Below are 24915 nucleotides of genomic sequence, written 5' to 3' on the forward strand. Positions count from 1 at the left end.
GCCTGCTCGGCGGAGCCTGGCAGCAAGGGCTGGAGGCCACCATGGAACAACACACGCAGCTGCACTCGATCCTGGTGAACGGTCACCGGGACATGGTGCGCGTCACCCGGCAGCAGGGCGACAGCCTGGGCATGGCCGTCGAGCGTGTCCTGGCGCAATGGCAGGGCTATCCGTCCGTGGTGGTGGCGTCCGTGCTGCGGACCACGGCATGGTCCTGGATGGCGGCATCGGAGGAAAAGACACCTTCTCCGCCGGGTCATCTGCGCCGTCGCCGCTGACGGTGGCACCGCTATAATCAACGGCTTCCGAGGAGCGCTGCGAGACGCCATCGGCCGGGTTGTCGCCCGGTTGCCGTCCCAGGCTCGGATCCTGTTTCCAACCGCGCTCACCCTGCCGCTGATGTCGGCACGGTGTCCGGGCGCGGTGACTCTCTCCCTCCCCAGTGATGCAGTGCGTGCTTCGGCGGCGGTGTCTTCCAGCCGAACCGGAGCAACGCATGAACGCCGTCACCGATCCCCAGATCACCCAAGTCCCCCAGGATTTCCTCGTCGCCGATCTGGCGCTGGCCGCCTGGGGCCGCAAGGAAATCCGCATCGCCGAAACCGAGATGCCCGGCCTGATGGCCATCCGCGAAGAGTTCGCCGCGAAGCAGCCGCTCAAGGGCGCGCGCATCACCGGCTCGCTGCACATGACCATCCAGACCGCCGTGCTGGTCGAGACGCTGCAAGCCCTCGGCGCCGACGTGCGCTGGGCCTCGTGCAACATCTTCTCGACGCAGGACCACGCTGCGGCCGCGCTGGCCGTCAAGGGCACGCCGGTGTTCGCCTACAAGGGCGAGACGCTGGCCGACTACTGGGACTACACCCACCGCATCTTCGACTTCGGCGCCGCCGGCACGCCGGGCGAAGGCCCGAACATGATCCTGGACGACGGCGGCGACGCGACGCTGCTGATGCACCTGGGTCAGCGCGCCGAGAAGGATCTGTCGCTGCTCGACCACCCGAAGAGCGAAGAGGAAACCTGCCTCTACGCCTCGATCCGCGCCAAGATCGCGGTCGATCCGACCTGGTACACCCGCAAGGCCGCCGAGATCATCGGCGTGACCGAGGAAACCACGACCGGCGTGCACCGCCTGAAGGAAATGTCGGCCGCCGGCACGCTGCTGTTCCGCGCGATCAACGTCAACGACTCGGTCACCAAGAGCAAGTTCGACAACCTCTACGGCTGCCGCGAGTCGCTGGTGGACGGCATCAAGCGCGCCACCGACGTCATGATTGCCGGCAAGGTCGCCTGTGTCGCCGGCTACGGTGACGTGGGCAAGGGCTCGGCCCAGGCGCTGCGTGCGCTGTCGGCCCAGGTCTGGGTGACCGAGATCGACCCGATCAACGCCCTGCAGGCCGCGATGGAAGGCTACAAGGTCGTGACCATGGAGTACGCCGCCGACAAGGCCGACATCTTCGTCACCACCACCGGCAACAAGGGCGTGATCCGCCACGAGCACATGCTCGCGATGAAGGACCAGGCGATCGTCTGCAACATCGGCCACTTCGACAACGAGATCGAGGTCGCCTCGCTCGAACAGTACGAGTGGGAAGAGATCAAGCCGCAGGTCGACCACATCATCTTCCCCGACGGCAAGCGCATCATCCTGCTCGCCAAGGGCCGCCTGGTGAACCTCGGCTGCGGCACGGGCCACCCGAGCTTCGTGATGTCGTCGAGCTTCGCCAACCAGACCATCGCGCAGATCGAGCTGTTCTGCCACCCGGACGGCTACGACGCCGGCAAGGTCTACGTGCTGCCGAAGCACCTGGACGAGAAGGTGGCGCGCCTGCATCTGAAGAAGGTCGGCGCCATGCTGACCGAGCTGACCGACGAGCAGGCCGCCTACATCGGCGTGCCGAAGCAGGGCCCGTACAAGCCCGACACCTACCGTTATTGATTCACCCCGGCCCCCACGGGGGCCACCTAGAAAGACACACGACATGCGCATCGATCAGTTGATCGTCCAACGGGGCATGGTCCCGACCCGCTCCGCCGCCCAGCGGCTGATCGAACGCAAGGCCGTGCGCTGGCTCGGCCCCAAGGGCTGGCTGGTGCCGACCAAGTCCGGCGAGGACGTGCCCGACGACGCCCGGGTCGAGATCACCGACGACGCGGAGCTGCGCTTCGTGTCGCGCGGCGGCCTCAAGCTCGAAGGCGCTGTTGCCCGCTGCGGCTTCAGCGTGGCGGGGCGCACCTGCCTCGATGTCGGCCAGAGCACCGGCGGCTTCACCGACCTGCTGCTGCAGCAAGGCGCGACGAAGGTGGTCGGCCTGGACGTGGGCCGCGACCAGCTCGCCGCCAAGCTGCGCGACGATCCGCGCGTCGTCAGCTACGAGGGCATCAACGCCCGCGACGTGAGCGAGTCGGCCTTCGCGCAGGAGTGGGCCGCGGCCAGCTTCGACGTGGTGGTCGCCGACGTGTCCTTCATCTCGCTGACGCACGTGCTGCCGACGCTGTTCGCCTACATGGCCCCGGACGCCGACTTGCTGGTGCTGGTGAAGCCGCAGTTCGAGCTGCAGCCCGAGCACATCGGCAAGGGCGGCATCGTGCGCGACAAGTCGCTGTTCACGGACGTCGAGACCCGCGTGCGCCAGTGCTGCCGCGACGCGGGGATGAAGGTCCACGCCTACTTCCAGAGCCCGATCACCGGTGGCAACGGCAACACCGAATTTTTCCTGTGGGCGCGCCACCTCGACCTGGAGTCCGGCGACAAGCCGATCGCCAAGCCCACGCCCAAGAAGCCTGTCCGAGACGACACCTGAGCAGCTCCGCCTGCGCAGACCACGACTGAACCTGCCATGACGCCAACCGCCTCCCTTCCGCTGAGCCTGGAGTTCTTCCCGCCCAAGACGCCCGAGGGCGTGACCAAGCTGGCTGCCGTGCGCCAGGCGCTGTATGCGCTGCAGCCGCAGTTCTGCTCCGTCACCTACGGTGCGGGCGGCTCGACCCAGGACGGCACGCTGCAGACCGTGCAGGCCCTCCTCGACGAGGGGCAGGACGGTGCCTCGCACTTCACCTGCGTCGGCGCGACCCGCGAGTCGGTGCGCGAGCGGCTGGCGCAGTTCCGGGCGATGGGGATGCGCCGCATCGTCGCGCTGCGCGGCGACCTGCCCAGCGGCTTCGGCCCGATGGGCGAGTTCCGCCACGCCAGCGACCTCGTGGCCTTCATCCGCGCCGAGACGGGCGACCACTTCCACATCGAGGTGGCCGCCTATCCCGAGATGCACCCGCAGGCCCGCTCGCCCCAGGCCGACCTGCAGGCCTTCGAGGCCAAGGTGAAGGCCGGCGCCAGCTCGGCGATCACGCAGTTCTTCTACAACGCCGACGCGTACTGGCGTTTCATGGACGAAGTGCGCCGGCTTGGTCTGGACATCCCGGTCGTGCCGGGGATCATGCCGATCACCAATTCCAGCGGCATCCTGCGCTTCGCCGACGGCTGCGGCGCCGAGATCCCGCGCTGGGTGCGGCTGCGGCTGCAGAGCTTCGGCGACGACACGGCCAGCATCAAGGCCTTCGGGCTGGACGTCGTGACCGACCTGTGCGAGCGGCTGCGCGCGCAAGGGGTGCCGTCGCTGCACTTCTACACGATGAACACCAGCGCCACGGTGCTGGAACTGGCGCGCCGGCTGGGGCTGTGACACGCCGCGGGTGATGCGGCGGCGCCACACTGGCCGCCTCCGGACGCGCCGGCACGCTGATCTGCGTCAAAGGCGTGGAGCGGCCCGCCGCCCGGGCTGTCGCTGGTTGAGCCGACGCAACCTGACGGGGGTGGGGTGCCCGTCCAATGAGGGCACTGTTCAACAGGAGTCCCTCATGTCCAAGAAGACCCGTCTCGCACTCGCCGCTCTGGCCGCCCTCGCCACCCTGTCCGCTGCGCCCGTCGCGTCGGCCCAGGTCGCCGGTGATCTGCTGGTCCGTGGCCGCCTGGTCAGCCTCACCCCGGCCAACGACGACAGCATCGCGATCACCGATGTGAGCATCAACAGCAAGGTGATCCCGGAAGTCGACTTCACCTACTTCCTGAGCCCGAACCTGGCCGCCGAGCTGATCCTGACCTACCCGCAGAAGCAGAACGTCAGCTCCACCGCCCACGGCGGCAAGATCGGCACCCTGAAGCACCTGCCGCCGACGCTGACGCTGCAATACCACTTCACCGACCTCGGCCTGGGTGCCTTCAAGCCCTACGTCGGCGCCGGCCTGAACTACACCCGCTTTTCCAGCGTCGATCTGCCGGCCGGCTTCTCGATCGAGAAGAACAGCGTCGGTCTGGCCCTGCAGGCTGGCGTCGATTACGCGATCGACAAGACCTGGTCGGTCAACTTCGATGTCAAGAAGGTGCAGATCCGCACCGACCTGAGCAGCAACGGCACCAACCTTGGCACCATCAAGGTCGATCCGCTGCTGGTCGGCGTGGGCGTCGGCTACAAGTTCTGATCCGCGTCCGGATCTGCGGTCTGGCCGTGGTCGCGGTCACGGTCCCAGACCGTGCCGTCCTCGGTCAGCATCGCGTCGAGCGGCACGTCGTGCGGCTCGGCCGCCAGCCACGGGATGTAGCCGTGCGCATAGCCGATGCCGGCGGTGAAGGGCATCGGCTTCAGTGAGGCCAGCGTGCGGTCGTAGAACCCGCCGCCATAGCCCAGCCGCACCCCCCCCGGCCCGAAGCCCACGCAGGGCACCAGCAGGAGTTCCGGGTGGAATTCCTCCGTGTCCTTGGGTTTCAGGATGCCGAAGGCGTCCTCCTCCATCGGACAGCCGGGGTACCAGACGTGGAAGCGCAACTGCTTCGTGAGCTTGTCGATCACCGGCAGGCCGATGCGCCGGTCCGGATCCGATTCTGTCCAGCGGTAGAGCGCCGGCAGGGCGTCGAACTCGCCCTTGATCGACCAGAACGCCCCGATCGTCTTCTCCCTGCGCGACAGCAGCCAGACCATCAGCACCTCCTGCAGGTGCACCGAGCGCTGGTGGCGGTCGGACATGCCCATGCGTTCGGCCTGGAGCTGCCGGCGCAGGATCTTCTTGTCGCGGGGCGGCTCGGGGAGCTTGAAGGGGGGAGTGCTGGACGGAGTGCTCATCGGATTTCGTTCTCGACCAAGGTGGGGCGATTGTGCGTGTGCACGGCCCCGGCGGCAATTCGAAGCCGCGTGGCACGGCGCGTTTTGCCCGGTCGATTCGCACGTGCTTGTCGGCACCGGGGTGGCGGGATCAGGGTCCGCCCCTACACTGGTGGCGGGGGTGAACCAAGGTGCGCATGAAGTCAGTGGTGGATGTGGCGAGGGCCGTCGTCGTGGCGGTGGTGACCAGTTGTGGTCTGGCGGGATCGGTCTGCGTGGCGCAGGCCCAGAACGCCGCGACCAGCGAGACCCGGGCGCTGGACGACCGGCTGGTGCAGGCCCGCGAGGCCTTTCGCAAGAAGGACCGCGCCCGGTTGCTGGTCCACCGCGACACCCTGGTGGCCGCCCGCCACCCGCTGGCGATGTGGGCCGACTACTGGGAGCTGAACAACCGGCTCGCCGAGTCGAACCAGGGCGAGCTGGATGCCTTCTACGCCCGCTGGCCCGGCACCTACGTCGAGGACCGCCTGCGCAACGACTGGCTGCTCGAACTCGGCAAGCGCCGCGACTGGCGCAACTTCGCCACCGAATACCCGCGCTTCAAGTACAACGACGACCGCGAGGTGAGCTGCTACGCGCTGCTGCTGCGCCACCACGTCGGCGAGGACGTGCGCGCCTCGGCCCGCGCGAACTGGTTCCTGCAGCGCGACGGCGACGACGGCTGCACGCTGCTCGTCACCACGCTCTACACCGCGCGCCTGTTCGGCGCCAGCGACGTCTGGCTCAAGGCCCGCGAGGCCGCCGAGGCCAGGCGCCTGAATGCGGCCCGCCAGGCACTGACCCTGCTGGGCGAGGACGCCGGGCCCACGCTGACCGAGCTGTTCGAGCAGCCGCAGCGCTACCTGGCCCGCCGCGCCGACACCGACAGCCGGCAGGGCGCCGAATACGCCGTCATGGCACTGGCCCGGCTGGCCGCCAACGACCCCGCCGCGGCCGCCGCCGAGTTGCAGGACCGCTGGCAGGCCCGGCTTCCGCCCGAGGCCGCCGCCTGGGCTTGGGGCTCCGTGGCGCGGCAGGCGGCGATGAAGCTGCTGCCCGAGGCGGATGCCTGGTTCCAGCGCGCCAGTGGCGCTGCCGCCACCGCCACCCGCGACATCGACTGGAACGACGACACGCTGGCCTGGCGTGCCCGTTCGGCGCTGCGCGCCACGGATGCCGGCCGCTGGCAGCGCCTGCTCGACGCGGTTGCCGCCATGAGCACTGCCGCGCAGGCCGATGCGACCTGGGTCTACTGGAAGGCCCGCGCCGTCCAGGCTACCGCGCGGGCGGGTGCCGAAGGGGATGGCCAGCGCACGGCGGCCAGCGTGCTCTTCGAGCGCATCGCCGGCCAGATGAACTTCTACGGCAAGCTCGCCGCCGAGGAACTCGGTCGCCCGCAGGCCCTGCCGGCCCGCCCGGCGGCGCTCACGGCCGAAGAGCGGGTGCAGGCGCTGCGCCAGCCTGGCCTGACCCGTGCACTGGCGCTGATCGGGCTGGGGCTGCGCAGCGAGGGGGTGCGCGAGTGGAACTTCGCGATCCGCGAACTGGGGGACCGGCCACTGCTCGCCGCGGCCCAGCGCGCCTGCGACAACGAGGTCTGGGACCGCTGCATCAACACCAGCGAACGCACCCGCCAGGAGATCGATCTGGCGCAGCGCTTCCCGATGCCGTTCCGCGCCGATGTGGTGGCCGCAGCGCAGGGCGTCGGGCTGGATCCGGCCTACGTCTACGGGCTGATCCGCCAGGAGTCGCGCTTTGTCGTCGATGCCCGCTCGGGCGTCGGTGCTTCCGGCCTGATGCAGGTGATGCCCTCCACGGCGCGCTGGACGGCCAAGCGGCTGGGCATTCCCTACACGCAGGAGTCGATCACCGACAAGACCACCAACCTCAAGCTCGGGGCGGGTTACCTCAAGCTGGTGCTCGACGACTTCGGCGGCTCGCAGGCGATGGCCGCCGCCGGCTACAACGCCGGCCCGAACCGCCCGCGCCGCTGGCGCGAGGGGCCGGTGATGGAGGTGGCGGCCTGGGCCGAGAACATCCCCTTCAACGAGACCCGCGACTACGTGAAGAAGGTGCTGTCCAACGCCAGCTACTACGCCGCCGTGCTGGGCGGCAAGTCGGTGGTCGATCTGAAGAGCCGGCTCTCCCCGCTGGTGGGGCCCCGTCTGGCGGATGCGCCGCCCGAGAACCGCCAGCTGCCCTGAATGCCTCCCCGCCCACGCAACCCCCACCCACCGCCACCATGCACCTGCGCAAACTCCTGATCCTGGGTGGCACGGGCTTCGTCGGCCGTGCCCTGGTCTCCCGCTGGATGGCCACGCCGGGCATGGACGCCGGCACCGTGCTGATTCCGAGCCGCCGCCGTGTGCGGGGCCGTGCCCAGGCGATGCTGCCCACCGTGGAGGTGGTCGAGTCCGACGTGCACGACCCGCAGCAGCTGGACGCGCTGGTGCAGGGCGCCGACGCGGTGGTCAATCTGGTGGCGATCCTGCATGGCAGTGCCGCCCAGTTCGAGCGCACCCACGTCACGCTGCCGCAGCAGCTCGCCGCAGCCTGCCAGCGGGCGGGGGTGCGGCGCCTGGTGCATGTCAGTGCGCTGGGGGTGCCGGAGGGCGATCCGGCCTCGGCGCCCTCGAACTACCTGCGCAGCAAGGCACGCGGCGAGCAGGTGCTGCGGGCGGCGTCCGGTCTCGATCTGACGGTCCTGCGCCCCAGCGTGATTTTCGGGGCCGAGGACCAGTTCATCCGGCTCTTCGCGCGCCTGCAGGCGCTGGTGCCGGTGATGGCGCTGGCGGGTGCACGGGCGCAGTTCCAGCCGGTGTGGGTCGAGGATGTGGCACAGGCGCTGGTGGAGTGCCTGCGCGACCGTTCGACCATCGGCCAGACGATCGAGTGTGCCGGGCCGGAGGTGTTCACGCTGGGCGAGCTGGTGCGGCTGGCGGGGCAGTGGAGCGGCCATGTGCGCCCGGTGCTGCCGCTGCCGGCGTGGGCCGGGCGCGTGCAGGCGGCCGCGCTCGGGCTGTTGCCGGGCGAGCCGCTGATGTCCTGCGACAACCTGGAGTCGATGCGTGTGCCCAACGTCGCCACCGGGCGGCACCCGGGGCTGGCCGCGCTGGGCCTGGCGCCTGCAGCGATCTCGGCCGTGATGCCGCCGGTGCTGCGTGCAGGCTTCACCGCCGAGGACCGCCGGCGCACGCGCGCCGGCCGCGACTGAATCAGCCGCGGCGGCGGCTGACCATGCCGAGCAGGCCCAGACCAGCCAGCAGCATGGCGACCGATTCCGGTTCCGGCACGGCCGCAGCCAGCGTCGGCGGGCTGCTCAGCACCAGGTTGTAGGTCCAGCCGGAGTGGCCGCCACCATCGAAATCATTCCAGCCGAGCCGGAAACCGGACACGGCTGCGTAGTAGGTGCCGGGCTGGAGCTGGTAGGTGAACGACAGGGTCGTGCTCGCGTTGCTGTTGTCGTCGAAGGCACTCGCCAGCAGTACGCTGTCGGGCGCAGTGCTGTCGAACAGCCCGATCACAGGCTTCGCGGCCGATGTCGGCGTCTCGATCAGCAGCGTGGCCGACAGCGCCGAGCCGACGTCGAAGCGGAAGAAGTCGGCCGAGCTGCCGCCGCCGTTGTCGGTCACACCCGCTTCGGTGCGACGCGCACCCGAAATGAACAGGTAGCCCCCCGGCGACAGCGTGCCCGCCGTCTCGGCCATCGAAGGGGCATCATTGGCCACGCCGGTGCTCTGTTCCTGCTCGATGTAAGCCTGTGCCTGCAGCGAGCCGGTGAGCAGCAGAGCGGTCAGCCCGAGGCGGGTGGCGATGGATCGAATCGACATGAATGAACTCCCCATGAAAATAGTGCACAGCCGTTGCAAACATTAAACATTTGGTACGGATTGGTGCCAGTGCATCATTGGACCACTCGGTCACATTTCCTGCCTATCCCTGGCTCGCGGGTAACGCTTTTGTCAAATGCGGCACATGGGCTGGCCGGGGATGGAGGCCGTGCTTGATATGCAAATATTTCTCGTTGGCGGAGCCGTCCGCGACCGCCTGATGGGCCATCCGCACGGGGACCGCGACTGGGTGGTCGTCGGTTCGACCCCCGAACAGATGGGTGCCGCTGGCTACCTGCCGGTCGGGCGCGACTTCCCCGTGTTCCTGCACCCCCGAACCCGGGAGGAGTACGCGCTGGCCCGCATCGAGCGCAAGACGGCGCCGGGCTACCACGGCTTTTCCTTCCGCGCCGATCCGGACGTGACGCTCGAAGAAGACCTGTCCCGCCGCGACTTGACCATCAACGCGATGGCCATGGACGACGACGGCACGCTCATCGACCCCTGGGGTGGTCAGGCCGATCTGCGCGACCGGGTGTTGAGCCATGTCGGGCCCGCATTTGTCGAGGACCCCGTGCGCATCCTGCGGCTGGCGCGTTTCCTGGCGCGGTTCACGGCGTTCAGCGTGGCGCCCGAGACGCTGGCGCTGTGCCGCGCGATGGTCGCCGCCGGCGAGGTCGATGCGCTGGTGCCCGAGCGGGTCTGGCAGGAGCTGTCGCGCGGGCTGATGGAAGCGGCGCCGTCGCGGATGTTCCTGTTCCTGCGCGAATGCGGGGCGCTGGCGCGGCTGCTGCCGGAGGTGGAGGCGCTGTTCGGCGTGCCGCAGCGCGCCGAGTACCACCCCGAGGTCGACACCGGCGTGCACCTGATGATGGTGCTCGACATGGCCGCGCGCCTGGGCACGGCGCTGCCGGTGCGCTTCGCCTGCCTGACGCACGATCTGGGCAAGGCGACGACACCGGCCGATGTGCTGCCGCGCCACATCGGCCACGAAGCGCGCAGCGTGCAGCTGCTCGGGCCGCTGGCGCAGCGGCTGCGGGTGCCGGTGGACTGCAAGGAGCTGGCCGAGGTTGTCGCGCGCGAACACGGCAACATCCACCGCAGTACCGCGCTCGACGCCGCCGCGCTGGTCCGGCTGATGGACCGCTGCGACGCCTGGCGCCGCGCCGAGCGCTTCGAGCAGACGCTGCAGGCCTGCGAATGCGATGCACGCGGGCGGCTCGGCTTCGAGGAGCAGGTCTACGCGCCCGCGCCGCGCCTGCGGGCCGCGCTGGCGGCGGCGCAGCAGGTCAGCTCGGCGGAGGTCAGCGCCCGGGCGATCGCCCGTGGCTTGAAAGGCCCGGACATCGGCCGTGCGCTGCACCAGGCGCGCGTCGAGGCGGTCAGTGCCGCGCTGCCGCCCGACGCCGCATAGCGCTCAGAGCCAGCGCGCCAGCGCCAGCCCGATCAGCGTCAGCAGCACGCTCGATCCGAAGGGAAAGTGCCAGCGCCGCGCGCCGATCTTCACGCTGAAGTCGCCGGGGATGTGCCCCAGCCCGATCTTCTCCAGCCAGCCGTGCAGGCTGTTGAAGACGAGGCACGACAAGGCGAAGACGATGAGCCAGCGCATGGGGATCCGATCCGGGTCAGAGCGTGTGGCTGCGGTCACCGGCGCTGAAGCCGATCGCCTCGAAGGACGCGGCCTCGGTCACGAAGCCGATCACCTTGAACAGCTCGCCCATCTCGTGCTCGGTGACGAGCTTCTGCGCCATCGCCCGGCCGCGCAGATCGGCGGTTTCCAGGCCGGCCAGCAGCCCGCAGTTGAACAGGAAGCGCGCCTGCGAGGTGTAGCCCAGTACCTCCAGCCCGGCGTCCTGCCCGGCCAGCGCGATCGCCGTGAAGTCGACGTGGGCGGTCAGGTCCTTCAGACCGACGTCGTGCAGCGGGTCCGGGTCCGCCTTGTGACCGCGGTGGCACATCAGCGTGCCGCCGGTGCGTTGCGGGTGGTAGAACTCGTGCTCGGGGAAGCCGTAGTCGATGAAGAACGCGGCGCCGCGGCGCAGACCGGCCGCCAGCGTGGACAGGAAGGCGCTGGCCTGCCGCGGCAGTTCGGTCACGGTGCCAGGCACGAAGCCGAGGTCCACCGGCGGGCGCAGCTCGGTCGGCCGGTCGGCCCAGACGAACTGGGGCGTGCTGGCCACCTCGTCCAGCGCCACGCCGCGTTCCTGCCACTGCGCGCCGTCCCAGGCGACGAGCACCACGGGCATCGCGTCCAGCACCTCGTTGCCGACGACCACGCCTTCGAACGCCTCGGGCAGCGTGTCGATCCAGCGCACCTTGTCGGCGAGCAGCGGTACGTCCCTGGCTAAGCGCTGGCGCTGGCGTTCGCGCAGGGTGCCGGACAGGTCGACGATGGTGTAGCGGTCAACCGCGGCGCCGAGTTCATCGAGCGTCTGCAGCAACTGGCAGGCCAGCGCGCCCGAGCCGGCGCCGAACTCCCAGACCTCGCGCGTGCCGGTGGCGGCCAGCGCCTGCGCGACCTGGCGGGCCAGCGCGCGGCCGAACAGCGGAGAGAGTTCCGGCGCGGTGATGAAGTCGCTGCCGGACGAGGGCAGGGCGCCGAATTGCCGGTCGCCGCCGCTGTAGTAGCCCAGGCCCGGCTGGTACAGCGCCAGCGCCATGAAGCGCTCGAAGCCGATCCAGCCGCCACTGCGGCGGATCTCGTCGGCGATGAGGGCATCGAGCGCCGGGACGGCGGGCAGCGGGTCGCTGGCTACACTGGGGAAAGAGGCGGTGGCGGTGTTCACCGGCCGATTGTAGAAAGGTAGCCAGTTCCCCCATGTCCACCACCCGCGGCACCCAGATCCTGACCCTGACCGGCCTGCGCTTCGACGCCAACCTCGGCATCCTCGACCACGAGAAGACCGCGCCGCAGCCCATCGCCGTCGATGCCGAACTCAACCTCGGCACCCAGCCGCTGACCCCGCCTGACGACGACCTGTTCCACGTCCTCGACTACCGCCGCGTGCGCAAGATCATCATCGACGAGTGCACCGCGCAGCACGTCAACCTGCTGGAGAGCCTGATCGGCAAGGTCGCGGCGCGGCTGATGGACCTGCCCGGCGTGCTCGGCGTGCGGGTGCGCATCGCCAAGCTGGAGATTTTCGACGACTGCGAGGTGGCGATCCGGGTGGAGACGGGGCAGTGGTGATGGTGATGCGGTGAGGCCGTGCTGCAGGGCGCGTGAGTGCGGCGACAATTCCGCCCACCATGCAGACCACCGACACCTCCCCGAGTTCCGCCACCGCGCCGCGGTCCGCCGACCCCGAGCGGCGCGCCGCCCACGAGACCAACAAGCTCTCCAAACGCCTGCACCGCCTCGTGGGCCAGGCGATCAACGACTACGCGATGATCGAGGACGGCGACCGCGTCATGGTCTGCCTCTCGGGCGGCAAGGACAGCTACGGGCTGCTCGACATCCTGCTGAACCTGCAGCAGCGCGCCCCGATCAAGTTCAGCCTCATCGCCGTCAACCTCGACCAGAAGCAGCCCGGCTTCCCGGCGCACATCCTGCCCGAGTACCTGGCCAGCCGCGGGGTCGAGTTCCACATCGAGAACCAGGACACCTACTCCGTCGTCAAGCGCGTGATCCCCGAGGGCGACACGATGTGCAGCCTGTGCTCGCGGCTGCGGCGGGGCATCCTCTACCGCGTGGCGGAAGAGCTGGGCGCCACCAAGATCGCGCTCGGCCACCACCGCGACGACTTCCTCGGCACCATCTTCCTGAACATGTTCTTCGGCGGCAAGCTCAAGGGCATGCCCCCGAAGCTGGTCAGCGACAACGGCCGCCACACCGTGATCCGCCCGCTGGCCTATGTGCCGGAGACCGATCTGGAGCGCTGGGCCGAACACCGCCAGTTCCCGATCATCCCTTGCACGCTGTGTGGCTCGCAGGAGAACCTGCAGCGCGTGCAGATCAAGCGCATGCTGCGCGAGTGGGACAAGCAGCACCCCGGCCGCATCGACAACATGCACCGCGCCTTCGCGCACGTCGTGCCCTCGCACCTGATGGACCGGGCGCTCTTTCCCTTCGAGACCATCCGCCCGACCGGCGAGGTCAACCCGCAGGGCGACAAGGCGTTTGACGAGGACGACGAGGATGCGTGCGCCACGCCGACGGCGTCCGCGCTGCCGGCCGAGGCCAGCATCTCGCTGGCGGCGCTGCGCCGGACCGCCACGGAGTCCGGAGGCAGCTGATCACCAAGCTACCAAGCAGGAGGTTGCGATGCCGAAGGTTCCCGCTCTGTCCGATGGATTTCGCCCCGACCGCCGCAGCTGGGGGCTGGCACTGGCGGTGACCGCTGCTGTGGTGCTACTGCCCGGATGCGCCGCGTTCAAGCAGATCGGCGTGGACGTGGTCACCTTCGGGGCCTGGCCGGACCAGCGCCCCCCGGGCCGCTATGCCTTCGACCGGCTGCCCTCCCAGAACGCCGGCAGCCCGGAGCAGGTACAGCTCGAAGATGCCGCGGCGCAGGCCCTGCAGCGGGTGGGATTCGTGCCCGCCGACAGCGCCGCGCGGGCCGATGTGCTGGTGCAGACGGGCTGGAGCCGCGCACGGGTGCTGAGTCCTTTCGCCGACCCGGCGCCGTGGTGGCCGGCGCGGGGTGGTGGCGGGGCGCCACTGCCGCCGGATCGCCGGGCCCATGCCTCGGTCGGTGTGGGCATCGGCATCGGCCGCGGGGGGTTCGGCATCGGCGGCAGCTTCGGCGAGCCGGCGACCTACGACCGCCAGCAGGCGCAGCTGCTCTTCATCGACCGCACCAGCCGCGACAAGCTGGTCGAGATTCGCGTGCAGCACGAGGCCCGCTATTCCAGCGCCGACTACCTGCCGCTGCTGTTCGACGCCGGCCTGAGCGGCTTCCCCGACCTGAAGGCCGGCACCCGCCAGGTCACCGTGCAGCTGCCATAGACGCTGCCGCACTGCGCAGGTCCCGCGCCCAGCCCTGCAGGCGCTCGGCGGCGTGTTCGCGCTGCTCGGGCGTGGTGCGGTTGTGCAGGTCGGCGGCGAGCTCGCACTGGAAGCGCACGAGCTGTTCCCGGTACTGCCGTGTCGCGTCGTCGCTCGGCCGCACGGTGTAGCCCACCCAGGTGCGCAGCAGGCCCAGGCGCTGCGCCTTGTCCATCCCCGGCCGCGCGACCGCGCGCAGGGTGGTGACCAGCTCCTGCTGCTGGCGCTGGCGCTCCTGCAGCCAGCGGTGCGGGTCCCAGGGCGAGCTGCGCAGGCGTTCGGAGATGAAGCGGCGCTGCGCACTGTCGATGCGGCCGTAAAGCGTGTCGGCGCGGTCGATGATGCGCTCGGCCGAGGCGCGGTGGCGCTGGTCGCTGTCACCGCGCAGGTAGGTGTCGCGCCACTCGCGGTTGCTGGCGTCCAGCCTGGTCTGCAGGTGCCGCAACTGCCCTTCGTCGAGGCTGCCGAGCGTCTCGGCCATCGGCTCGGCCAGCGCCTGCAGCCAGGTTTCCTGGCGGCCCTGGATGGTTTTCCACCAGCGGCAGGCCTGTGCGGGTGTGGCGTCCACCGCGGCTTCCTGCACGGCCTGATCGAGCAAGGCGACATCCTCGGGCAACTGCCGGGTGCTGTGCCAGGTCTGCCACTGGGCGAGCGTCTGGCGCACCTGTGGCGTCTGCGCTGCATTGAAATCGAGGTAGCGGTCGAGCCACCAGTACGCGAGCGTGTCGGCCTGGCTGTAGCCGATGCGCAGCGTGCTGCACGCGGCCAGCAGCACACAAACCGACAAAAGCAGCACGCTCCGTGTCCACCTGTTAAGCCGGGCTGTTCGTTGCCTTGTCACGCCGTTCCCGATAATCAGGGATTCCCGAGAATTCGGAACACGCTTTAGAGAGGATCTGTGCATGTTGCTCGACGTTGTGATCATGGCCGCTGGCAAGGGCACGCGGATGAAATCCGCCCGCCCCAAGGTGCTGCATGCGCTGGCAGGTCGCCCGCTATTGCAGCACGTCCTGGAAATGGGTGCAGGGCTCGGGGCTGAACGCCTGATCACCATCACCGGACACGGTGCCGAACTCGTCGAAAGCACGATGCGCGCCGCGCTGCCCGCCGCCCCGCTGGCCTTCGTGCGCCAGGAGCCGCAGCTCGGCACCGGCCACGCCGTGCAGCAGGCCGTGCCCGAACTGCCCGAGGCCGGCACCACCCTGATCCTCAACGGCGACGTGCCGCTGATCCGCGCCCAGACGGCGCAGGCGCTCATCGACGCCTGCGGCGGCGAGAAGCTGGTGCTGCTGACCGTGCAGCTGGACGACCCGACCGGCTACGGCCGCATCGTGCGCGAAGGCGAGCAGGTCCGCGCCATCGTCGAGCACAAGGACGCCACACCCGCACAGCGCGCCATCCGCGAGGGCTACACCGGCATGATGGCCGCGCCCACCGCGCACCTGAAGCGCTGGCTGTCGCGCCTGAAGAACGACAACGCGCAGAAGGAGTACTACCTGACCGACATCGTCGAGATGGCCGTGGCCGACGGCGTGCCGGTGGTGGCCACGCTGGCGTCGAGCGAGACCGAGGTGCTCGGCGTCAACAGCCCGCTGCAGCTCGCGCAGCTGGAGCGCCGCTTCCAGGCGCAGCAGGCCGAGGCCCTGCTCGAAGCCGGCGTGCGCATGGCCGACCCGGCGCGCTTCGACCTGCGCGGCACGCTCGCCTGCGGCCGGGACGTGTCGATCGACGTCAACTGCGTCTTCGAAGGCACGGTCACGCTGGGCGATGACGTGTCCATCGGTGCCAACTGCTGCCTGCGCAACGTGACCATCGGCGCCGGCACCGTGCTGCAGCCGTTCACGCACATCGACGGCGAAGCGCTCGGCGTCGAGATCGGCGCGGGCGTGCAGATCGGTCCGTTCGCCCGCCTGCGCCCCGGCGCGAAGCTGGGCGACGAGGTCCACATCGGCAACTTCGTCGAGGTCAAGAACTCCACGATGGCCCGCGGCGCCAAGGCCAACCACCTCGCCTACCTGGGCGACGCGGTGGTCGGCGAGCGCGTCAACTACGGCGCCGGCAGCATCACCGCCAACTACGACGGCGCCAACAAGCACCGCACCACCATCGAGGCCGATGTCCACATCGGCTCCAACTGCGTGCTGGTCGCGCCGGTGACCATCGGGGCCGGCTCGACCGTGGGCGCGGGCTCGACCATCAGCAAGGACGTCGCCGCCGGACAGCTCGCCGTGGCCCGTGGACGCCAGACCAGCCTGAGCGGCTGGACCCGTCCGGTGAAGGCGCCCAAGAAGTGAGCACGCTCGCCAGCAGCCTGCTGCCCTGGCGCCGTGGGCCGGCGGCGGGTGCGCCTGCCGCGCCTGTGGTGCCGACCGGCGTGCTGCCGATCGAGCCGACGCACTACCAGCGCCTCGGCCTGCCCGAGGACTGCACGCTGACCGAGCTGCAGATCGCGTGGATGCGGATCGAGCCGACCCTGCCGCCGCCGCTGACGCCGATCCAGCGCCGGGACCTGCCCGCCGAGCGCACCGAACAGCGCCGCGCCGAGGACCGCCGCCTGGCACGCGCCGTCCTGGGTGATCCGGCGCGGCGTGCGGTCTACGACGCCTGGCTCGCCCGCGAGCGCGCCGCCCCGACGTCCTGGGTCAAGCGCCTGCTGCGCCGGGACTGACCGGCCTGGGCAGCGCGATCTGCAGCCCGCATTTCGCGCGGTGCACGCTGAAGAAGCAGCGCACGTTGCGCACATTGGCGTCGCTGGTGAACAGCCGCTGCGCCATCGCCTGGTAGGCCGGCATGTCGGCCACCTGCGCGACCAGCACGAAGTCCGGCCCGCCCTGGGTGCGGTAGCACTGCTGCACGGCCGCGTCCGCTACAGCGCGGGCCTCGAAGGCCGACAACCGCTCGACCGACTGCGTGTCCAGCGTCACCTCGGCGATGGCCGTCAGCCCGTGGCCCAGCGCCTCGGGCGACAGCACGGCGACGGTGCGTTCGATCACCCCGGCGTCCGCCATCCGCTTGATGCGGCGCAGGGCGGTGGCGGCCGAGACATGCACCGCATCGGCCAGCGCCTGGTTCGAGCGCGCGGCGTCGCGCTGCAGTTCGTCCAGCAGGCGCAGATCGATGGCGTCCAGCGGCATCGTTTCGCGGGGTGTCATGCAATAAATTTCCGAATATGTATTCTGAATGGCGGTTCATTGCAATCGTAATGCAAGACGAAGGAATTCGTCGAAAACGATAATTCTTTGCTCATTCATTGCGCGACAAGCTCGCTACGATCGGCGCCTGTCTCCATCCACTGTTTGCCAAGGGAAGTCCAACCATGTGCGGAATCGTCGGCGCCGTCAGTCAGCGCAACATCGTCCCCATCCTGCTCCAGGGTCTGCAGCGCCTCGAGTACCGTGGTTATGACTCCTGCGGCGTTGCCGTGCACCAGGGCGGCCAGCTGCGCCGCTCGCGCAGCACCTCGCGCGTGGCCGAGCTGGACGCCATGGTCCTGCAGGACGGCATCGAAGGCCTCGTCGGCATCGCCCACACCCGCTGGGCCACCCACGGCGTGCCGGCCGTCCACAACGCCCACCCGCACTTCAGCCACGGCCCCGGCTTCGATGCCAAGAGCGCCAAGGCCGGCCGCATCGCGCTGGTCCACAACGGCATCATCGAGAACCACGACGAACTGCGTGCCGAGCTGAAGGCCCGCGGCTACGAGTTCACCAGCCAGACCGACACCGAGGTCATTGCCCACCTGATCGACTCGCTCTACCAGGGCGACCTGTTCGACGCGGTGCAGAGCGCGCTGCCGCAGCTGCGCGGCGCCTACGCGATCGCGGTGTTCTGCCAGGAAGAGCCGCTGCGCGTCGTCGGCGCGCGTGAAGGCTCGCCGCTGGTGCTGGGCGTGGGCAAGGGCGAGAACTTCCTCGCCTCGGACGCGATGGCGCTGGCCGGCGTGACCGACCAGATCGTCTACCTGGAAGAAGGCGACGTGGTCGACCTGCAGCAGGGCAAGTACTGGATCACCGGCAAGGGTGATGGCGGCGCCCGCGTACGCATCGACCGCCCGGTCAAGACCGTCAACGCCCACAGCGGCGCGGCCGAACTGGGCCCGTACCGCCACTACATGCAGAAGGAAATCTTCGAGCAGCCGCGCGCCATCGCCGACACGCTCGAAGGCGTCGAGGGCATTGCCCCGGACCTGTTCGGCGACGACGCGGCCGAGGTGTTCAGCCAGATCGACAAGGTGCTGATCCTCGCCTGCGGCACCAGCTCGTATTCGGGCATGACCGCCAAGTACTGGCTGGAAAGCATCGCCAAGATCCCGTGCCAGGTCGAGATCGCCAGCGAATACCGCTACCGCGACAGCGTGCCGGACCCGAAGACGCTGGTCGTCACCATCAGCCAGAGCGGCGAGACCGCCGACACGCTGGCCGCGCTGAAACACGCCCGCGCCCAGGGCATGGAGCAGACGCTGACCATCTGCAACGTCTCGACCAGCGCGATGGTGCGCGAGTGCAAGCTGTCGTTCATCACGCACGCCGGGGCGGAAATCGGCGTGGCCTCGACCAAGGCGTTCTCGACGCAGCTGGTGGCGCTGTTCCTGCTGACGCTGGTGCTGGCCAAGCAGCGCGGGCACCTGCCGGAAACGGGCGAAGTCGCCGCGCTGCGCAACCTGCGCCACCTGCCGGCCGCCGTGCAGTCGGTGCTGGCGCTGGAGCCGCAGATCATCGCGTGGGCCGAGCTGTTCACGCCGAAGCAGAACGCGCTGTTCCTGGGCCGTGGCCGCCACTACCCGATCGCGCTGGAAGGCGCCCTGAAGCTCAAGGAAATCAGCTACATCCACGCCGAGGCCTACCCGGCCGGCGAGCTGAAGCACGGCCCGCTGGCGCTGGTGGACGCGGCCATGCCGGTCGTCACCATCGCGCCGAATGACCAGTTGCTGGAGAAGCTCAAGAGCAACATGCAGGAAGTCCGTGCGCGCGGCGGCGAGCTGTTCGTCTTCGCCGATGCCGACACGCGCATCGAGAACGAGCCGGGCGTCCACGTCATCCGCATGCCGGAGCACTACGGCGCGCTGAGCCCGATCCTGCACGTCGTGCCGCTGCAGATGCTGGCGTATCACACGGCGTGTGCGCGGGGGACGGATGTGGACAAGCCGCGGAATCTGGCGAAGAGCGTCACGGTGGAGTGAGCGGAGCCGACCGGATTGCGTCGATATAGAAAGGGCCTTCGGGCCCTTTTTTTTGGGCAGTGTGTCTGCACTGTGGGCTAGTTCTTTCGGTGTCGACTTTGCAGCGGTCCTGGTCACTCTAATCGCTGCTTGGTGCTCTGGAGCGTACTAATTTGTTCTTCCCTCAGCCTCGGCAGTCTTTAAGTGATGTCAATCCCACCTGACTGTGCTTAAAATCCGTCGCATGATTCTCACTTTAACGGAGCCAGTGTGAAATTAGATATTCTCGGAACACAGTATGACTTGCGCACGAATACGCCCGTCATCTACGCCCAATGTTCAATCGATGACTATCTGAAGGTAGTCGGGGACAAGTTTTTCGAGTTCTCTATTCAACGCAGAAGGGAGAAGTTTTCCGCTTACACCCAAATGAAAGACGATATTGTTAGCGGTACGTTACTTCCGACGATTACTCTGGCGGTATCTATCGATAAAGTGCAAAGAGTCATGGCTGCATACGAAAGCGGCAACAACGATACAGTACGGGATGCACTACTCGCCGCTTTGCCGTTGAATATCCTTGATGGGCTTCAACGAACCTACATACTCCGTGATCTATTGGATTCTGGTCACAAATTTCCTGCCAATCAAACCGTCCATCTTGAAATTCGTGCTGAACCTGATTTACGGCACCTCATCTATCGAATTATTGTCCTCAATGCGGGTCAAAAACCGATGTCGATGCGGCATCAAATTGAAATACTGTCCCTCAGTCTTAAGGATGTTCTCGAAAGGGAAATACCAGGGCTTGAACTTGTTCCTGAAGTAGACGGGGGGCGGCGAACCAAGGCAAGAAAATTTGCTCTTGACAGAATTTCAAGTGCCTATCACGCGTTTGTAATAAAGTCTCCTGAGATAGAAAAACAAAATCTTGTCGCGCAACGTCTTTCAGAAGAATCGGTTCTTCACCAAGAGATATCTCAGTTTGGTGATCAGTTTCTGGACTTCATTAATGTGTTTAAGAAGTACTGTTTGATTGATGATGCGATCGAGTCGTGTCCACCAAAAGAAGATGGCGCTCTTAGCGCATTAAGCTGGCTAGGCAACGAAAATACGATAAATGCATTCTTTGCCGCGGTTTCTGACTTTGGCTCCAATGGCGAAAGAAGGTCCAGAATCAATGATGCCTTAGATAATCTTAGGCAGTCAATCTTGACGGCGCAGTCCGACGTGCCTCTCGGGTTGGATTCCTTTCAGAAAATTATTTCCGGCTTTCCGAGTCGTAAAACAAATATTGGGTACGCTACGCGGAAATTAATATTGGTCGTTTTCAAAGAGTTTTTCAGGGACGAAGGTCGAACTCAACTTGCTGACATTTGGGCGCGTGAGGCCGAGTAAATGTTGTTTGCGGAATACATTGATTTAAGTGCTGCTGGCGTTGAGCTCGGAATCGATTCATCTCTGACCGTTGGCTCTTTCAACCTCGGTTGTGCCGTCGATGGGTGGGTTGCACTGAATGTCAGCTACACTAGCCCACGATTTGAAAGAAACGAGATTCACGAGATACTTTTTTCGGATCGCCCGAAAGATAAAGGCCTATGTTTTTTGCTGACAACAGCAGATGAGGGCTACCGTTACACAGAGGCATCCTCAATGTATGTTGCTGCGTTCCTCGCTGACGCCAGCGCAAGCGATCATGAGGAAATTGATGCGGGCACCTATAGATATCGCAAAGATTACGTTGTGGTCTTCCGTGGTTTGTATCATCGGTATGTCTCCAGCTTTAAGGACTCAAGCCACATTTGGGGCGGCTTTTATCACGATAATGTCCCTGTGCACTCTCTCAGCAAGTGCACCCAACTGACGGCGTTTCCCGGGCTCCGTCTCCCTACTGCCTTTCATCAGTCTGAGGCATCTCGTGCTAACAGTGCCTCGTCCGCCTTGGAGCGGTTCTTGGCGCTTTATCACCTTCTAGAGCTCAGTTTTGACTATGACCTTGTCGAAGAAATAAAGGCGCTTCCAAGCGATTTAAAGCGTGTCGGGAAGCTGTTAGCGAGCTTTGATCATGGCGAATCTTCAAGGTTGCTGCGACTGGTTATGAAATATTGGAAAGACGAGAGGACTCTGTCTGAGGCGCTGGGCCGTGCGTTCGACAGCGGACCCTTTCGTGCGCGATTTCTGGAATTGCTTTTTGAGTACGAGAAAGATGGATTTCCTTGGCGATTTAAAGACGATCATTCGAAGTTTCAGCTCTTCCTGACTGCGGCTGCGACTTCCTTTACTGAGTCTCATTTTGTGGATAAATCCAGGAAGCTTGGATGGTCGCTTGAGAATCTACAGAAATCGTTGGCGTTCACTATTTATAGATTTCGATGCGCTATTGCACATGCTTCGATTGGAGAGTGCGTACTGTCGGCAGCTGACGATGATTTTGTTCACACAGTTGGGGAGCCATTGCTAATGGAGTTGCTTTCCAATGTTTTTAAGCGATAGTGGCACGCACAACGTGATTACGTAATCGCGTTGCGATTTGTGCGCACGACGGAGAGGAAGAGGGGCCGCTCCCTGTCGCTACACCGCTGCGTTCATCTGTCGCCGCAATCAGGTCGCTAGGGAACGTGTCTGCCGAGTCCCGGTTTTATGACCAATGTCAGATCTTGGCTGAAAGCTGCCAGTTACGGCATACATAGTTCAACCCAAGCGGGACTCTCTCCCCGCGCTTATTGCGCACCGACACCCCGCAGGCATAACCCCTACCGCGCCGCCTCGATCGCCGCCACATCAATCTTCCCCATCCCCATCCCCATCCCCATCATCGCCCCGAACGCCCGCCGCGCCGCCGCCGGATCCGGGTCACTGATCGCGGCGATCAAGGCCCGCGGCGTGATCTGCCACGACACCCCCCACCGGTCCTTGCACCTCCCGCACTGGCTCGCCTGCCCGCCGTTGCCGATGATCGCGTCCCACAGTCGGTCGGTTTCGGCCTGGTCGTCGGTCGCCACCTGGAACGAGAAGGCTTCGCTGTGCGGAAAGATCGGGCCACCGTTCAAGCCGATGCACGGGATGCCCATCACGGTGAATTCCACCGTCAGGACATCGCCCTCCTGGCCCATCGGGTAGTCGCCCGGCGCACGGTGGACCGCGTCCAGCAAACATCGGCAGGCGGCACTCAGGGCGATCGAGGCGCGGCGCTCGGCTTGGGCCGCTGTGGCTGTCCTGGTCAAGTTATTTCGCACAGCCCGATAGGTTGTGTGATTGCCGATTGATGCTCGAAGGCATTGGGTGGCAAGTTGCCCAGTGTGGAGTGCAGACGCACGCTGTTGTAGAAGCTGACGATGTAGTCGGCGATGTCGCTCGTGGCCTCGGCATGGTTGGCGTAATCGCGCTGCCAGACGCGCTCCATCTTGAGGTTCAGGAAGAAGCGCTCCATCACCGCGTTGTCCCAGCAGTTGCCCTTGCGGCTCATGCTGCCGACCAGGCCGTGTCTGGCCAGCAGCGCCTGATGCGCCGCGCTGGCGTACTGGCTGCCGCGATCCGTGTGGACGATCAAGCCCGGCGCAGGTTGGCGCTGCACGATGGCCAGTTGCAACGCCCGGCACACCAGCCCGGCCTGCATGTCCGGGGCCATCGCCCAGCCCACCACCTTGCGCGCAAACAAGTCCAGCACCACCGCCAGATACAGCCAGCCGCTGCGCGTGCGGATGTAGGTGATGTCGGCGACCCAGGCCTGATCGGGCCGCGTCGGGTTGAACTGTCGGGCCAGCACATTGGGCGAGATCGGCAGCGCGTGTTTGCTGTCGGTCGTGTGCACGAACTTGCGCTTCCACGTCGAGCGCAGACCATGCTGGCACATCAAACGGCGCACGCGGTAGATCCCCATGACGATGCCACGCGAGGCCACCGCCGTGCGCAGCCGTCGGCTGCCGTACGCCCCGCCGCTGGCCGCAAATGCCGCCTTCAGTTGCACGCTGGCCTCGCACACCGCCGGCTGCATTCGGCTGCGCCTGCGGGCCGCGTAGTAGCCCGAGCGGCTGATGCCCAGCACCCGGCAAACCTGCTCCACCACCGCGGCCTTCTCTTGCAGTTGCCCGACGAGCTTGAAGCTCATCGCAGTTCCCGGGCAAAGAAGGCCGATGCTTTTTTTAAAACTTCTACGTCGCCCCGGAGTTGCTTGTTCTCGGCTTCGAGCTGGCGGATGCGCTGGTGCTCCGCCGTCAACGGCTTGCCGATGCCAGGCTGCCCCAGCTGTTCCGCATCGGCCTGTGCCAGCCAGCGCCGCACCGCCGTCTCGCCCAGCTTCATGTCCCGGCAGACCTCGCCAATGCCCAGGCCCTGCGACCGGATCATCTGCACGATCTGCAGCTTGAAGCTCGCGTCAAAGACTCTTCGTTTCGTGTTCGTCACGTTCGTTGTCCAGGTGATTTCCACCTATCGGTGTGTGCGAAATCATTAGACCAGGACAGGCAATGCGTGTCGCTGTTCGACCCGGCCGTCTACTCCTCATCGGTCTGCGCTAATCCTGGTCCGGGCCCCCCTTGTGTTTCTTGTAGGTGTGGATGAAACGCCCGAATGCCTTGTCCTTGTTGCGTCGTTCGGTCAGTGACAGGTCGTGGAACGCCGACTCCTTGCGCAGCTTCAGGTAGTTCCGCAGGTGCTTTTCGCTGATTTCGTTCCGTTCAACCGCCGCACGCACCGCACAACCCGGTTCACTGTCATGGGTGCAGTCGGGAAAGCGGCACTGGCCCGCCAGCGCAGCGAGGTCGGCAAACGTTTCTTCGATGCCAACGCCTGCGCCCAGCAGGCCCAGTTCTCGCATGCCAGGCATGTCGATCAGCAGCGCCCCGTTTGCCAGCAGGATCAGGTGGCGCCGCGTGGTGGTGTGGCGCCCCTCCCCCGTGTGGCTGACCTCGCGGGTTTCCAGATCCCCGTCGCCCAGCAAACGGTTGATCAGTGTCGTCTTGCCCACGCCCGATGAGCCCAGCAGGCAATAGGTCTTGCCCGGCGCCATGAGTGCGCGAACCTGGTCCACGCCTTCGCCCGTCACGTTGCTCACGCAGACCACCTGGGCATCCACAGCCACCCGCCGTATCTGCCCGATCAGGCGCTCCAGCGCTTCCGGGTGGATCAGATCCGTCTTCGTCAGCAGCACCACGGGCTCGATATGGCCGTCCCGCGCCATCACCAGGTAGCGCTCGAGCCGGGGAATGTTGAAATCGAAGTGGCACGACTGCACGATGAACGCCGCGTCGATATTGGCGGCGATCATCTGGAACTCGACATCCCGCCCCGCAGCCTTGCGCCGCAGGAAAGAACGCCGCGGCAGCACGCTGTGGATGCTCGCCTGGGTGCCGGCATCACGGTAGCGCACGCCCACCCAGTCGCCCACACAAGGCAGGTCGACCGAAGACTCCGCCAGGTGCAGCAGCTTGCCCGTCAGCTCGGCGGGCACCTCGCCCTCCCCGTTACGCACGAGGTAGCGACTGCGGTCAACCGCGGTGACCCGGGCCGGAGACAGTTCCAGCGCCGCCAGTTCACTGGCCGGGCCCGCCAGCCCGTGATCCAAACCCAATTCAATCAGTTTCATGATCAACGTGTCGTAGAAGGAGTGGTGCTGCAAGCCGCTGTGCAACAGGTGTCCCCGACTTCAGCCGTCCACTTGGGGATCGGACATGGCGACCATCGTTCTCTCTTGCAACTGGCTCGCCTGCCCGCCGTTGCCGATGACCGCGTCCCACCGTCGGTCGGTTTCGGCGTAGAAGCGCGCGGCGTCGTACCAGAGGCAGATGGTGTGCTTGCTGGCCATCTCGG

General features: G+C 66.7%; 26 protein-coding genes and 1 riboswitch. Of the genes, 16 read left to right on the forward strand and 10 right to left on the reverse strand.

Annotated elements, in window-relative coordinates; all coding sequences use genetic code 11:
* The first annotated feature begins 41 nt into the window (after nt 1-41).
* From BDD16_RS09200 to BDD16_RS09220, 5 genes are all read left to right on the forward strand, one after another.
* On the forward strand, nt 42-278 hold the full coding sequence (locus tag BDD16_RS09200) for a hypothetical protein (RefSeq protein WP_179633671.1): 237 nt from the start codon (nt 42-44) through the stop codon (nt 276-278).
* A gap of 23 nt (nt 279-301) precedes the next feature.
* Nucleotides 302-394, forward strand: a riboswitch (S-adenosyl-L-homocysteine riboswitch).
* 102 nt (nt 395-496) lie between these two features.
* Complete coding sequence (gene ahcY / locus BDD16_RS09205) at nt 497-1939, forward strand: adenosylhomocysteinase (RefSeq protein WP_179633672.1); 1443 nt, start codon at nt 497-499, stop codon at nt 1937-1939.
* 43 nt (nt 1940-1982) lie between these two features.
* On the forward strand, nt 1983-2804 hold the full coding sequence (locus BDD16_RS09210; RefSeq protein WP_179633673.1) for a TlyA family RNA methyltransferase: 822 nt from the start codon (nt 1983-1985) through the stop codon (nt 2802-2804).
* A 36-nt stretch (nt 2805-2840) separates the two neighbouring features.
* The gene (gene metF / locus BDD16_RS09215; RefSeq protein WP_179633674.1) at nt 2841-3680 is read left to right on the forward strand and encodes a methylenetetrahydrofolate reductase [NAD(P)H]; all 840 of its coding nucleotides are present in this window, start codon (nt 2841-2843) and stop codon (nt 3678-3680) included.
* A 175-nt stretch (nt 3681-3855) separates the two neighbouring features.
* Nucleotides 3856-4476: an OmpW/AlkL family protein gene (locus BDD16_RS09220; RefSeq protein ID WP_179633675.1), complete on the forward strand. Its 621-nt coding sequence runs from the start codon at nt 3856-3858 to the stop codon at nt 4474-4476.
* Here the strand turns inward: BDD16_RS09220 and BDD16_RS09225 are convergent.
* Entirely contained in the window at nt 4464-5114 is a 651-nt protein-coding gene (locus BDD16_RS09225) for a 5-formyltetrahydrofolate cyclo-ligase (protein ID WP_179633676.1), read from the reverse strand. The genes BDD16_RS09220 and BDD16_RS09225 overlap by 13 nt on opposite strands.
* 176 nt (nt 5115-5290) lie before the next feature.
* Here BDD16_RS09225 and BDD16_RS09230 point away from each other — a divergent pair, with 176 nt between their 5' ends.
* Both BDD16_RS09230 and BDD16_RS09235 read left to right on the forward strand, forming a co-directional pair.
* The gene (locus BDD16_RS09230) at nt 5291-7336 is read left to right on the forward strand and encodes a lytic transglycosylase domain-containing protein (protein ID WP_179636072.1); all 2046 of its coding nucleotides are present in this window, start codon (nt 5291-5293) and stop codon (nt 7334-7336) included.
* A 44-nt stretch (nt 7337-7380) separates the two neighbouring features.
* Nucleotides 7381-8346, forward strand: a complete 966-nt coding sequence (locus tag BDD16_RS09235; RefSeq protein WP_179636073.1) for a complex I NDUFA9 subunit family protein — start codon at nt 7381-7383, stop codon at nt 8344-8346.
* A gap of 1 nt (nt 8347) precedes the next feature.
* Here BDD16_RS09235 and BDD16_RS09240 read toward each other — a convergent pair whose 3' ends face one another.
* Entirely contained in the window at nt 8348-8962 is a 615-nt protein-coding gene (locus tag BDD16_RS09240; RefSeq protein WP_179633677.1) for an FxDxF family PEP-CTERM protein, read from the reverse strand.
* Nucleotides 8963-9140: 178 nt separating this feature from the next.
* Between BDD16_RS09240 and BDD16_RS09245 the strand changes: the two genes are divergently transcribed.
* Nucleotides 9141-10376 carry a multifunctional CCA addition/repair protein gene (locus BDD16_RS09245; protein ID WP_179633678.1) on the forward strand — a complete coding sequence of 412 codons (1236 nt, stop codon included), beginning with the start codon at nt 9141-9143 and terminating at the stop codon, nt 10374-10376.
* 3 nt (nt 10377-10379) lie between these two features.
* Here the strand turns inward: BDD16_RS09245 and BDD16_RS09250 are convergent, their stop codons facing one another.
* Nucleotides 10380-10571, reverse strand: coding sequence for a DUF2905 domain-containing protein (locus BDD16_RS09250; protein WP_179633679.1), 192 nt, complete (start codon nt 10569-10571; stop codon nt 10380-10382).
* A gap of 16 nt (nt 10572-10587) precedes the next feature.
* Nucleotides 10588-11748: a class I SAM-dependent methyltransferase gene (locus BDD16_RS09255; protein WP_375139067.1), complete on the reverse strand. Its 1161-nt coding sequence runs from the start codon at nt 11746-11748 to the stop codon at nt 10588-10590.
* A gap of 32 nt (nt 11749-11780) precedes the next feature.
* Between BDD16_RS09255 and BDD16_RS09260 the strand changes: the two genes are divergently transcribed.
* From BDD16_RS09260 to BDD16_RS09270, 3 genes are read left to right on the forward strand one after another with little or no spacing between them, the layout of a single operon-like run.
* Nucleotides 11781-12152 (forward strand): dihydroneopterin aldolase, encoded by a 372-nt coding sequence (locus tag BDD16_RS09260; RefSeq protein WP_179633680.1) that lies wholly within the window; start codon nt 11781-11783, stop codon nt 12150-12152.
* Nucleotides 12153-12211: 59 nt separating this feature from the next.
* Nucleotides 12212-13198 (forward strand): tRNA 2-thiocytidine(32) synthetase TtcA, encoded by a 987-nt coding sequence (ttcA, locus tag BDD16_RS09265; protein WP_179633681.1) that lies wholly within the window; start codon nt 12212-12214, stop codon nt 13196-13198.
* A 28-nt stretch (nt 13199-13226) separates the two neighbouring features.
* Entirely contained in the window at nt 13227-13910 is a 684-nt protein-coding gene (locus BDD16_RS09270) for a DUF4136 domain-containing protein (protein WP_179633682.1), read from the forward strand.
* Here the strand turns inward: BDD16_RS09270 and BDD16_RS09275 are convergent.
* On the reverse strand, nt 13891-14745 hold the full coding sequence (locus tag BDD16_RS09275; protein WP_179633683.1) for a DUF6279 family lipoprotein: 855 nt from the start codon (nt 14743-14745) through the stop codon (nt 13891-13893). The genes BDD16_RS09270 and BDD16_RS09275 overlap by 20 nt on opposite strands.
* A 106-nt stretch (nt 14746-14851) precedes the next feature.
* On the opposite strand from BDD16_RS09275, the gene glmU reads away from it, so the two are divergent.
* Both glmU and BDD16_RS09285 read left to right on the forward strand, forming a co-directional pair.
* Nucleotides 14852-16243, forward strand: coding sequence for a bifunctional UDP-N-acetylglucosamine diphosphorylase/glucosamine-1-phosphate N-acetyltransferase GlmU (glmU, locus tag BDD16_RS09280; RefSeq protein ID WP_179633684.1), 1392 nt, complete (start codon nt 14852-14854; stop codon nt 16241-16243).
* Nucleotides 16240-16617, forward strand: coding sequence for a hypothetical protein (locus tag BDD16_RS09285; protein ID WP_179633685.1), 378 nt, complete (start codon nt 16240-16242; stop codon nt 16615-16617). The genes glmU and BDD16_RS09285 overlap by 4 nt, the downstream gene beginning before the upstream one ends.
* Here the strand turns inward: BDD16_RS09285 and BDD16_RS09290 are convergent.
* Nucleotides 16592-17101, reverse strand: a complete 510-nt coding sequence (locus BDD16_RS09290; RefSeq protein WP_246332501.1) for an Lrp/AsnC family transcriptional regulator — start codon at nt 17099-17101, stop codon at nt 16592-16594. The genes BDD16_RS09285 and BDD16_RS09290 overlap by 26 nt on opposite strands.
* 164 nt (nt 17102-17265) lie before the next feature.
* Here BDD16_RS09290 and glmS point away from each other — a divergent pair, with 164 nt between their 5' ends.
* The 3 genes from glmS (at nt 17266) to BDD16_RS09305 (ending at nt 21600) form a co-directional block, all read left to right on the forward strand.
* Complete coding sequence (gene glmS / locus BDD16_RS09295) at nt 17266-19128, forward strand: glutamine--fructose-6-phosphate transaminase (isomerizing) (RefSeq protein WP_179633686.1); 1863 nt, start codon at nt 17266-17268, stop codon at nt 19126-19128.
* A 249-nt stretch (nt 19129-19377) separates the two neighbouring features.
* Nucleotides 19378-20505: a hypothetical protein gene (locus BDD16_RS09300; RefSeq protein WP_179633687.1), complete on the forward strand. Its 1128-nt coding sequence runs from the start codon at nt 19378-19380 to the stop codon at nt 20503-20505.
* On the forward strand, nt 20506-21600 hold the full coding sequence (locus BDD16_RS09305) for a hypothetical protein (protein ID WP_179633688.1): 1095 nt from the start codon (nt 20506-20508) through the stop codon (nt 21598-21600).
* A 260-nt stretch (nt 21601-21860) separates the two neighbouring features.
* Here the strand turns inward: BDD16_RS09305 and BDD16_RS09310 are convergent, their stop codons facing one another.
* The 4 genes from BDD16_RS09310 to BDD16_RS09325 all read right to left on the reverse strand — a co-directional run bounded on the left by BDD16_RS09310 (nt 21861) and on the right by BDD16_RS09325 (nt 24910).
* A complete protein-coding gene (locus BDD16_RS09310) occupies nt 21861-22286 on the reverse strand; it encodes a VOC family protein (protein WP_310732820.1) in 426 nt (141 codons plus the stop codon).
* Between the two features lie 41 nt (nt 22287-22327).
* Nucleotides 22328-23529, reverse strand: a protein-coding gene (locus BDD16_RS09315) for an IS3 family transposase (protein ID WP_375139092.1) whose coding sequence is annotated in 2 segments (ribosomal slippage) — nt 22328-23241 and nt 23241-23529 — 1203 coding nt in all. Because the reading frame shifts where the segments join, the coding sequence is not laid out codon by codon here.
* Nucleotides 23530-23620: 91 nt separating this feature from the next.
* Nucleotides 23621-24691 (reverse strand): ribosome small subunit-dependent GTPase A, encoded by a 1071-nt coding sequence (gene rsgA, locus BDD16_RS09320; protein ID WP_179633689.1) that lies wholly within the window; start codon nt 24689-24691, stop codon nt 23621-23623.
* Between the two features lie 60 nt (nt 24692-24751).
* The gene (locus BDD16_RS09325) at nt 24752-24910 is read right to left on the reverse strand and encodes a hypothetical protein (RefSeq protein WP_179633690.1); all 159 of its coding nucleotides are present in this window, start codon (nt 24908-24910) and stop codon (nt 24752-24754) included.
* Nucleotides 24911-24915 lie beyond the last annotated feature (5 nt).

The sequence above is a fragment of the Sphaerotilus montanus genome, assembly GCF_013410775.1.
Taxonomy (GTDB): domain Bacteria; phylum Pseudomonadota; class Gammaproteobacteria; order Burkholderiales; family Burkholderiaceae_C; genus Sphaerotilus; species Sphaerotilus montanus.